Annotated in this window: 1 rRNA gene; it reads left to right on the top strand. The window is 49.3% G+C overall.

The features are described 5' to 3' along the window. Positions 1-58: 58 nt before the first annotated feature. Positions 59-2,980, top strand: a 23S ribosomal RNA gene (locus tag CCE82_RS12300). Positions 2,981-3,048: the final 68 nt, after the last annotated feature.

Raw genomic sequence — 3,048 nt, 5'->3', positions numbered from 1 at the left:
AACTGAGTGAATACGAAGTGATGAAGCCGAATGCAAACGATTGCCAAAATATCATATAGATTAAGTTATTAAGGGCGCACGGTGGATGCCTTGGCACTAGAAGCCGATGAAGGACGTTACTAACGACGATATGCTTTGGGGAGCTGTAAGTAAGCGTTGATCCAGAGATTTCCGAATGGGGAAACCCAGCACGAGTTATGTCGTGTTATCTGCATGTGAATTCATAGCATGTAAGAAGGCAGACCCGGAGAACTGAAACATCTTAGTACCCGGAGGAAGAGAAAGAAAAATCGATTCCCTGAGTAGCGGCGAGCGAAACGGGAAGAGCCCAAACCAATAAGCTTGCTTATTGGGGTTGTAGGACACTCTATACGGAGTTACAAAAGAATTTGTTAGACGAATAACCTGGAAAGGTTAATCAGAGAAGGTAATAATCCTGTAGTCGAAAACGAATTCTCTCTTGAGTGGATCCTGAGTACGACGGAGCACGTGAAATTCCGTCGGAATCTGGGAGGACCATCTCCTAAGGCTAAATACTCTCTAGTGACCGATAGTGAACCAGTACCGTGAGGGAAAGGTGAAAAGTACCCCGGAAGGGGAGTGAAAGAGAACTTGAAACCGTGTGCTTACAAGTAGTCAGAGCCCGTTAATGGGTGATGGCGTGCCTTTTGTAGAATGAACCGGCGAGTTACGATCTGATGCAAGGTTAAGCAGAAAATGTGGAGCCGTAGCGAAAGCGAGTCTGAATAGGGCGAATGAGTATTTGGTCGTAGACCCGAAACCAGGTGATCTACCCTTGGTCAGGTTGAAGTTCAGGTAACACTGAATGGAGGACCGAACCGACTTACGTTGAAAAGTGAGCGGATGAACTGAGGGTAGCGGAGAAATTCCAATCGAACTTGGAGATAGCTGGTTCTCTCCGAAATAGCTTTAGGGCTAGCCTCAAGTGATGATTATTGGAGGTAGAGCACTGTTTGGACGAGGGGCCCCTCTCGGGTTACCGAATTCAGACAAACTCCGAATGCCAAATAATTTAACTTGGGAGTCAGAATGTGGGTGATAAGGTCCATATTCGAAAGGGAAACAGCCCAGACCACCAGCTAAGGTCCCAAAATATATGTTAAGTGGAAAAGGATGTGGCGTTGCCCAGACAACTAGGATGTTGGCTTAGAAGCAGCCATCATTTAAAGAGTGCGTAATAGCTCACTAGTCGAGTGACACTGCGCCGAAAATGTACCGGGGCTAAACATATTACCGAAGCTGTGGATTGTCCTTTGGACAATGGTAGGAGAGCGTTCTAAGGGCGTTGAAGCATGATCGCAAGGACATGTGGAGCGCTTAGAAGTGAGAATGCCGGTGTGAGTAGCGAAAGACGGGTGAGAATCCCGTCCACCGATTGACTAAGGTTTCCAGAGGAAGGCTCGTCCGCTCTGGGTTAGTCGGGTCCTAAGCTGAGGCCGACAGGCGTAGGCGATGGATAACAGGTTGATATTCCTGTACCACCATTATTCGTTTTAAGCGATGGGGGGACGCAGTAGGATAGGCGAAGCGTGCTGTTGGAGTGCACGTCCAAGCAGTGAGATTGAGTGTTAGGCAAATCCGGCACTCTTAAGATTGAGCTGTGATGGGGAGAGGAACTTGTTCCTCGAGTCGTTGATTTCACACTGCCGAGAAAAGCCTCTAGCTAGAATAACGGTGCCCGTACCGCAAACCGACACAGGTAGTCAAGATGAGAATTCTAAGGTGAGCGAGCGAACTCTCGTTAAGGAACTCGGCAAAATGACCCCGTAACTTCGGGAGAAGGGGTGCTCTTTGGGGTTCACGCTCTGAAGAGCCGCAGTGAATAGGCCCAAGCGACTGTTTATCAAAAACACAGGTCTCTGCTAAACCGTAAGGTGACGTATAGGGGCTGACGCCTGCCCGGTGCTGGAAGGTTAAGAGGAGTGGTTAGCGTATGCGAAGCTACGAATCGAAGCCCCAGTAAACGGCGGCCGTAACTATAACGGTCCTAAGGTAGCGAAATTCCTTGTCGGGTAAGTTCCGACCCGCACGAAAGGCGTAACGATTTGGGCACTGTCTCAACGAGAGACTCGGTGAAATCATAGTACCGGTGAAGATGCCGGTTACCCGCGACAGGACGGAAAGACCCCGTGGAGCTTTACTGTAGCCTGATATTGAAATTCGGTACAGTTTGTACAGGATAGGTAGGAGCCTTAGAAGCGTGAGCGCTAGCTTACGTGGAGGCATTGGTGGGATACTACCCTAATTGTATTGGATTTCTAACCCGCAGCACTTATCGTGCTGGGAGACAGTGTCAGGCGGGCAGTTTGACTGGGGCGGTCGCCTCCTAAAGAGTAACGGAGGCGCTCAAAGGTTCCCTCAGAATGGTTGGAAATCATTCATAGAGTGTAAAGGCATAAGGGAGCTTGACTGCGAGACCTACAAGTCGAGCAGGGTCGAAAGACGGACTTAGTGATCCGGTGGTTCCGCATGGAAGGGCCATCGCTCAACGGATAAAAGCTACCCCGGGGATAACAGGCTTATCTCCCCCAAGAGTTCACATCGACGGGGAGGTTTGGCACCTCGATGTCGGCTCATCGCATCCTGGGGCTGTAGTCGGTCCCAAGGGTTGGGCTGTTCGCCCATTAAAGCGGTACGCGAGCTGGGTTCAGAACGTCGTGAGACAGTTCGGTCCCTATCCGTCGTGGGCGTAGGAAATTTGAGAGGAGCTGTCCTTAGTACGAGAGGACCGGGATGGACATACCTCTGGTGTACCAGTTGTCGTGCCAACGGCATAGCTGGGTAGCTATGTATGGACGGGATAAGTGCTGAAAGCATCTAAGCATGAAGCCCCCCTCGAGATGAGATTTCCCAACTTCGGTTATAAGATCCCTCAGAGATGATGAGGTAGATAGGTTCGAGGTGGAAGCGTAGCGATACGTGGAGCTGACGAATACTAATAGATCGAAGACTTAATCAAAATAATTGTTCATAAGGTAATGCTTGTGATATATACTTACTATCTAGTTTTGAATGTATAACATTCAA

It is taken from the genome of Staphylococcus cornubiensis, assembly GCF_900183575.1.
GTDB classification, from domain to species: Bacteria; Bacillota; Bacilli; order Staphylococcales; family Staphylococcaceae; genus Staphylococcus; species Staphylococcus cornubiensis.
Note: the sequence above shows the minus strand (reverse complement) of the source record. Positions and strands in the feature narration are given on the sequence as shown.